At 67.9% G+C, this 7,410-nt stretch carries 9 protein-coding genes; 5 read left to right on the forward strand and 4 right to left on the reverse strand.

What is annotated here, in order from left to right; all coding sequences use genetic code 11:
* The 3 genes from F3J14_RS32450 to F3J14_RS32460 form a co-directional block, all read left to right on the forward strand.
* The coding region (locus F3J14_RS32450; RefSeq protein WP_211080417.1) for a cobalamin biosynthesis protein at positions 1-175 on the forward strand (175 nt) is incomplete at its 5' end.
* A gap of 34 nt (positions 176-209) precedes the next feature.
* Positions 210-812 carry a cob(I)yrinic acid a,c-diamide adenosyltransferase gene (gene cobO / locus F3J14_RS32455; protein WP_006755057.1) on the forward strand — a complete coding sequence of 201 codons (603 nt, stop codon included), beginning with the start codon at positions 210-212 and terminating at the stop codon, positions 810-812.
* Between the two features lie 3 nt (positions 813-815).
* On the forward strand, positions 816-2,141 hold the full coding sequence (locus F3J14_RS32460; protein WP_166726396.1) for a cobyrinate a,c-diamide synthase: 1,326 nt from the start codon (positions 816-818) through the stop codon (positions 2,139-2,141).
* Between the two features lie 30 nt (positions 2,142-2,171).
* Here F3J14_RS32460 and F3J14_RS32465 read toward each other — a convergent pair whose 3' ends face one another.
* Positions 2,172-3,335: a M20 aminoacylase family protein gene (locus F3J14_RS32465; protein ID WP_166726397.1), complete on the reverse strand. Its 1,164-nt coding sequence runs from the start codon at positions 3,333-3,335 to the stop codon at positions 2,172-2,174.
* A gap of 355 nt (positions 3,336-3,690) precedes the next feature.
* Between F3J14_RS32465 and F3J14_RS32470 the strand changes: the two genes are divergently transcribed.
* Positions 3,691-4,761, forward strand: a complete 1,071-nt coding sequence (locus F3J14_RS32470; RefSeq protein WP_166726401.1) for a type IV toxin-antitoxin system AbiEi family antitoxin — start codon at positions 3,691-3,693, stop codon at positions 4,759-4,761.
* Positions 4,730-5,635, forward strand: coding sequence for a nucleotidyl transferase AbiEii/AbiGii toxin family protein (locus tag F3J14_RS32475; RefSeq protein WP_166726398.1), 906 nt, complete (start codon positions 4,730-4,732; stop codon positions 5,633-5,635). Before F3J14_RS32470 ends, F3J14_RS32475 begins: the two co-directional genes overlap by 32 nt.
* Positions 5,636-5,677: 42 nt before the next feature.
* Here the strand turns inward: F3J14_RS32475 and F3J14_RS32480 are convergent, their stop codons facing one another.
* The 3 genes from F3J14_RS32480 to F3J14_RS32490 all read right to left on the reverse strand — a co-directional run.
* The gene (locus F3J14_RS32480; RefSeq protein WP_166726399.1) at positions 5,678-6,100 is read right to left on the reverse strand and encodes a PIN domain-containing protein; all 423 of its coding nucleotides are present in this window, start codon (positions 6,098-6,100) and stop codon (positions 5,678-5,680) included.
* Positions 6,097-6,363, reverse strand: a complete 267-nt coding sequence (gene vapB / locus F3J14_RS32485) for a type II toxin-antitoxin system VapB family antitoxin (protein WP_166726400.1) — start codon at positions 6,361-6,363, stop codon at positions 6,097-6,099. The genes F3J14_RS32480 and vapB overlap by 4 nt, the downstream gene beginning before the upstream one ends.
* A 278-nt stretch (positions 6,364-6,641) precedes the next feature.
* Positions 6,642-7,410, reverse strand: a 769-nt coding sequence (locus F3J14_RS32490; protein ID WP_247682335.1) for a GNAT family N-acetyltransferase, incomplete at its 5' end; no start/stop codon positions are given.

Raw genomic sequence — 7,410 nt, forward strand, 5'->3', positions numbered from 1 at the left:
AGCTCGCGCAGTGCCCGCACCGGCATTGAGCGGCCCGTCGGCTGCCGCGCTGGCGCGTTTCGGCGTCGCGGGCGTGGCCGAGCCATGCGCGCAACTCGCGGCGCCGCATGGCCGGCTGCTCGGCCCCAAATCCAGCCGGGACGGCGTGACGGTCGCGCTCGCCGGCCCGCTCTGAACCCTTTGTTTCGCTTTCGACAGGACGATTCCCGATGAAGACCGATGCCGAATCCCATCAGCGGATGGCCGAACGCCGCCGCGCCGGCCATGAAAAGAAGCAGGCTGCCGCCACCCAGGAAAAGGGCTTGCTGATCGTCAACACCGGCAACGGCAAGGGCAAGAGCACGGCCGCCTTCGGCATGGCCGTGCGCGTGCTCGGCCATGGCATGCGGCTCGGCGTCGTGCAGTTCATCAAGGGCGCGCTGCACACGTCCGAGCGCGACTTCCTCGGCGCGGTCGCGCAATGCGACTTCGTGACGATGGGCGACGGCTATACGTGGAATACGCAGAACCGCGACGCCGACGTCGCAACCGCGCGCAAGGGCTGGGACGAGGCGCGCCGGATGATCGAAAGCGGCGAGTACCGGATGGTGATCCTCGACGAGCTGAACACCGTGCTGAAGTACGAATACCTGCCGCTCGACGAAGTGCTCGCGACGCTCGTCGCGCGGCCGGATTCGGTGCACGTCGTCGTCACCGGGCGGCATGCGCCCGATGCACTGATCGAGGCGGCCGACCTCGTCACGGAAATGCGGCTCGTCAAGCATCCGTACAAGGAGCAAGGCGTGAAGGCGCAGCCCGGCGTGGAGTTCTGAGCGATGCCGGCCTGCCCCGCGCTGTTCGTCAGCGCGCCCGCGTCCGGCCAGGGCAAGACGTCGGTGACGGCCGGCCTCGCGCGGCTGCACCGCCGGCTCGGCCGGCGCGTGCGCGTGTTCAAGACCGGGCCGGATTTTCTCGATCCGATGCTGCTCGAACGCGCGAGCGGCGCGCCCGTGCACGCGCTCGACCTCGGGATGGTCGGTAAAGCCGGCTGCCGCGCGCTGCTCGCCGATGCCGCGCGCGACGCGGACCTGATCCTGATCGAAGGCGTGATGGGGCTGTTCGACGGCACGCCGAGCAGCGCCGATCTCGCGGTCGCATTCGGCGTGCCTGTCGTCGCGGTGATTTCCGCGAAGGCGATGGCGCAGACGTTCGCGGCGATCGCGTTCGGGCTCGCGCGGTTCCGGCCGGAGGTGCCGTTTCACGGCGTGCTCGCGAACCGCGTCGGGTCGCCGCGACACGCGGAACTGTTGCGGCAGGCGCTGCCGGACGACTTGCGCTGGCTCGGGCACGTGCCGGCCGATGCGGGCATCGCGCTGCCGGAACGGCATCTCGGCCTGCACCAGCCGGCCGACATCGGCGATCTCGAGGCGCGGCTCGATCGTGCGGCCGACGTGCTCGCGCAGACGGCGCTCGCCGAATTGCCGCCTGCCGTCTCGTTCGCGGAACCGGAAGCCCGCGCCTCGCTGCCGCGCGCGCTCGCCGGCAAGCGAATTGCGATCGCGCGCGACGCGGCGTTCTCATTTATCTATCCGGCCAATCTCGCGCTGCTCGAGGCGCTCGGTGCGCAGTTGCGGTTCTTTTCGCCGCTGGCCGACGAACCCGTGCCCGACGCGTGCGACGCGCTGTTCCTGCCGGGCGGCTATCCGGAACTGCATGCGGCGACGCTCGCGGCGAATGCCGTGGCCGCGCGGACGATTCGCGCACACGCGGCAGCCGGCCGGCCGATCGTCGCCGAATGCGGGGGAATGGTGTATCTGTGCGAGTCGCTGACCGACGTGGAAGGCGCGACGACATCGATGCTCGGGCTGCTGTCAGGCCATGCGACGATGCAGCGCCGGTTCGCGGCGCTCGGCATGCAGCAGCTGGACACGCGCAGCGGGCCGATGCGCGGTCATACGTTTCATTATTCGCGGCTCGACACGCCGCTGGCGCCGGTGGCCGCCGCCGCCCGGCCCAATGGGGAACCCGGCAGCGGCGAAGCCGTGTATCGCACGGGCTCGATCGTCGCGACGTACATGCACATGTACTGGCCGTCGAATCCGGATGCGGCGGCGGCGTTGTTCAGCGGGGATGGGTTCTGGTTCGGCACGAGCCGCAATTGAACCGGGACGGCCCCACCCCCGCATTCACCGTCACACCAGAAACGTCTCGGCCAGCTTGACCCAGTACGACGCGCCGGTCGGCAGTACCGCGTCATTGAAGTCGTAGCCGGGGTTGTGCACCATGCAGCCGCCCTCGCCGTCACCGTTGCCGATGATCAGGTAGCAGCCGGGCCGCTTCTCGAGCAGGAACGCGAAATCCTCGCTGCCGGTGAGCGGCACCATCTCGTCGATCAGGTTCGCTTCGCCCACCCACTCGCGCGCGACGCCGCGTGCGAACGTCGTCATCTGCGCATCGTTGACGAGCACCGGGTAGCGGCGCTGGTAGTCGATCGTCGCGGTCGCGCCGAACACGGCCGCCTGCGCATGAACGACTTCCTTGATGCGCGTCTCGAGCAGGTCGCGCACCTCGGGCTTCAGCGCGCGCACGGACAGGCGCATCTGTGCGCGATCGGGAATCACGTTCGGCGCGTCGCCCGCGTGGATCGCGCCGACCGTGACGATCGCCATGTCGAGCGGCGACACGTTGCGCGACACGATCGTCTGCAGCGCGATGACGATCTGCGCGCACACGACGACCGAATCGATCGCCTTGTGCGGCACCGCGCCGTGGCCGCCGCGCCCCTGCACGTCGACGATCACGGTATCCGACGACGCCATGAACGGCCCCGGCAGGAAGCCGAACTTGCCCGTCGGGAAGCCCGGCATGTTGTGCATCGCGAAGATCGCGTCGCACGGGAACTGCTCGAACAGCCCGTCGTCGAGCATTTTCTTCGCGCCGCCGAGCCCTTCCTCGGCCGGCTGAAAAATCAGGTTCAGCGTGCCGGAAAAGCGCCGCTCGCGCGCCAGGTGCTTCGCGGCCGCGAGCAGCATCGCCGTGTGGCCGTCGTGGCCGCACGCGTGCATCTTGCCGGGGATCGTGCTCTGGTACGGCAGGCCGGTCGACTCGTGGATCGGCAGCGCGTCCATGTCGGCGCGCAGGCCGAGGCGCTGCGTGCCGTTGCCGACCTTCAGCTGCGCGACCACGCCCGTGCCGCCGAGCCCGCGGTGCACCGTGTAGCCCCATGCCTGCAACTGCTCGGCCACGAGGTCGCTCGTCGCGAATTCCTCGAAGCCCAGCTCGGGGTGGGCATGAATGCGATGCCGGATCTCGATCATTTCGTCGGCGAGGCCTGCGGGGATCACGCTGTGCGTCACGGTGTCGTCTCCTGGATTCGGTGGGGAATGTGCAGGCAAGGATAGTCCGTTGAGCGGCAACCGGACAGACAGAAAGTCGTCGCCGCGACAACCTGGAGTTGCCGGTCGATCATCGCGGCACACGAGAAATCGTCCGTCGGCGGAAACCGGCCATCCGGGCGACTGCCGCGCCTGAGCCGGATTCGCGACACTGCGTGTTCAGTCTCGATTTCTCCGGCGGGAGGGTGTGTTGATTGCCGTTAGACATTCCGGAATAATTCCGTCACATCAAAGGGTTGAGCGTTCTTGTTCATTTTTTGACGGCTGTACATTTTTTGTGTACGCTGACAAAAAAGTGAACAAGCGATCCCTCCCGATGCCCGAGAACGCCACCCTGTCGATAGCGGAACAGCACGTGCTCGACGAAGCCTGCGCCGCGTTCGAACGCGCGACCCGACGCTTCAACGCACGGCCGGTGCGCGTGCCGGCCGCATCGCGCGCGCATGCCGACGCGATGATCCGCTTCGGCATTGGCGGGCAGACCTTCGAGATGCCGGCCACCGTGACCGTCGGTGTCGAATCGGTGCAGGACGCCCGCGCGGCGCTGCGTCGGCGTGGCGCCGCCCCGCTGCCCGGCGAGCGGCAACTGATGCTGGTCGCGCCGTATGTGTCGGCCGAGCTGGCCGCGCACCTGACCGATCAAGGCATCCCGTTTCTCGATACCGCCGGCAACGCGAGCCTGATCCTGCCGGAGGCGACCGTGCTGATCTCCGGCCGGCCGAAACCTGCCCGCACGCCGCGCCGGCAGGCGTCACGCGCGACGACGCCCAAGGGGCTCGCCATGATGTTCGCGCTCGCGACGCAGCCGGGCCTCGTCGCGCAACCGTACCGGGCGATCGCGGCCGCGTCGGGCGTCGCGCTCGGCACGGTCAATCTCGCGATGGACGACCTGCTCGCGCGCGGCCTCGTCGCGCAGCGGCGCAATGGCGAGCGCCTGATGCCCGACTGGCCGCGCTTCGTGCAGGAATGGGTCGCGCTGTATCCGAGCCGGCTGCGCGCGAAACTGCCGGCCCGGCGGTTTGCCGCCGTCACGCCCGACTGGTGGCGCGACTTCAATTTCGCGGCATTCGATGCACGGCTCGGCGGCGAACCGGCGGCCGACCTGCTGACGCACGACCTGAAGCCAGCCGTGGTCACCGTCTATACGCATGGCGCCGTGTCGAACCGCCTGCTGCTCCAGGCGCGCCTGCGCCCGGACGAGCGCGGCGACGTCGAGCTGCTCGAAGCGTTCTGGCCGCCGTCGCCGGCGCTCGACTGGCGCGAGCAGGACGTGCCGCTCGTGCCGCCGCTGCTGATCTACGCGGATCTCGTCTCGTCCGGAGACAGCCGCAATCTTGCCGCCGCCGAACACATCCATGACCGATACCTCGCCCACCCGCCCGCTTGACGTCGACGTGCGCCGGCCGCTCGAGCCGGCGGCGGCCGCGCTGCTGCAGGCGGTCGGCACGACCTGCGTGCAACTCGATACGGCATTCGTCGTCGCCGGCGCAACCGCGCGCGACATCCTGATGTGGCATGTCCACGGCATCCGGCCGGTACGTGCGACGCGGGACGTCGACGTCGCGGTGTGCGCGGTGAGCTGGCCGTTTCACGAGCGGCTCGTCGATGCGCTCGTCGCGACCGGGCAATTCGCGCGCGCACCGAAGCATCAGCAGAAACTGCTGTTCGACAGCGGGACGCGGGGATTTCGCACGGAGCTCGATCTCGTGCCGTTCGGGCCGCTCGAAGCACCGCCAGGCGAAATCGCGTGGCCGCCGCGCGGCGATTTCGTGCTGAACGTGCTGGGCTTTCAGGAGGCGGTCGATACGGCGCTGGCCGTGTCGATCGGCGCCGATATCGCGGTGCCGGTGGCGAGCCTGCCGGCGCTCTCGCTGCTGAAGTTGCTCGCGTGGAAGGATCGGCGCGCGCGCCAGAACAGCGACGCGTACGACCTGCTGTTCCTGCTCACGCATTTTCACGACGCGGGCAATCGCGAGCGCATCTGGGACGTCGCGCCCGATCTGCTCGAACGGCACGGTTTCCAGCCGGAGTTGGCCGCGGCCGGGTTGCTCGCGCGCGATGCGAAGCGGATTGCTTCCCCGCAAACGCACGACGCGATCCGCGCGCTGTTATCGGACGAAGCGGTTTACGCGACCCTCGCGCAGGACCTGCAGGCCCGCGCGTTCGCGCTGTTGCCGGGTGAATTCAACGATGACGCCGACCGGTATCTCGACGCGTTCCGCAGTGCTTTCCTCTCGGAACCGCCCGTTCCTCGCGCGTGACGTGCTGCCGCGCGACAGCAACGTCATCGTGCATTCGCCACCCTAGGCCGAGGCTGCCCAGTCTTCGAGCGACAACCCCGCGACACGGCTGAATTCGCGACTGTTGTTCGTTACGAGCACGGCACCGGCCGCGATCGCGTGACCGGCGATCGACGCGTCGTTCGCGCCAATCGGCGTGCCACGTGCGGCAAGGTCAACGCGAATCGCGGCCGTTGCATCGACCGCCGCGGTATCCCACGACAGCACGCCATCCAGCCGCGAGACAAAGGCCGTCACGAGTTCCGCATGCTTCGGCGAAGCCTTTCTGCCAACTGCGCCGAACCGCATCTCGGCATAGGTGATCGCCGACACGACGATCCGGTGCTGCGCATTGACGCAAGACTGCAACCGGGACAACACCACGGGTGGCCGCTCACGCATGATAAACGAACAGATGTTCGTATCGAGCATGTAGAGCGTAGTCACCGGTCCGACTCCGTCGGGGCATCGTCATCGGCGCCGGGCAGGTCGAAACGACCGGGTTCGACGACCGCCGGGCGCTCGACGAGGAAGTCGGCATCGGCCCGTGGTTCACTCGCGAACGACAGCCACGTCGGCCGCACCGGACGCAGCAGCAACGTGTCGCCCTCGCGGCGGATCTCGAGTTCCGTCACACCCTCGAACTCCATGTCCTTCGGGATGCGGATTGCCTGGTTACGGGCGTTCTTGAAAATGGAAACGGTGCGCATGAGCCACTCCACAGGAGTACGATGCGCCCATTTTAGGCATATGCTGGCATATGTCAATGTTAGGGAATGTGGATCGGGAATCGGACCCGATGCTATCGCGGGTGTGCTTTCCATGTCGGCGGGACCTATCCGTGATGAGGATGCAATCCATTCTTCCTCATGCCGCCCGCCCGATCCATATCCCGAACGGCCGATGTCCGCGGCCCTTCAAGCCGCGCGAAACGTCGTCGCTTGCGAATTGACGCATCGGCGCATCGACGCTTCGCGCCCCCACCCCCTCACGGCAACCGGAAAGTGTCGAAGAATGTCTCGCGCTCCATCACGGTGAGCGCCGCACGTTTGTGCGGGAAATCGAACTCCTTCAGCGTGTAGAAGCCGAGCCGATGCATGTACGCGATATGCCGCACGTGATCGACGCGCGGCTCGCCGACGAGCCGCTGCGTGCGCGGTTCGTCGACGAACATGTAGTGCAGCACCCCGCTCCACCATGCATGCAGCTTGCCCGCGCTCTGGAAGCGCGAGTCGCCTATCAGCAGGTGCAGCCCGCGATCGTAGTCGTGCGCGTCGTAGAACGGCGCGAGGCGGTCCTCCTTCGCCCAGTAGAACTCGAAATAGCCGAACGGCGTGTCGTCGAAATAGCCGATCATCGGATGCATGTGCGGATCGGCGAGCCGCTCAGCGAGATACGCGGCGTGCTCGTCGCGCGTGCCGCGCTGATCCCAGAAATGCGCGACGCGATCGAGGTTCATCCAGTCGCTGAACAACTGCGCATGCTCGTCGATGTCGACCGTGCGCAGGCTGAACGTCATCCCGACCTGCGGCATGTAGCGCGCATAGATCTCGCCGGCCGGCGACGGCGGCCGCACCGGATGCCGGTGGCCGTTCGTGAGCGCGTAGCGCAGCGGCATCCCGCCCGATGCAGGCGCCTTCAGCCACGGCCGCGGGTTCTGCCAGAACGTCGCGCGCGATGCGCTCAGGCGCAGCCGGTCGCCCGCGACCTGCGCGCCGTCGATCACGCCCTCGCGCACCGCCCGCGCGACGTACGAC

The sequence above is a fragment of the Burkholderia sp. Tr-862 genome (assembly GCF_011753085.1).
Classification (GTDB): Bacteria; Pseudomonadota; Gammaproteobacteria; order Burkholderiales; family Burkholderiaceae; genus Burkholderia; species Burkholderia ambifaria.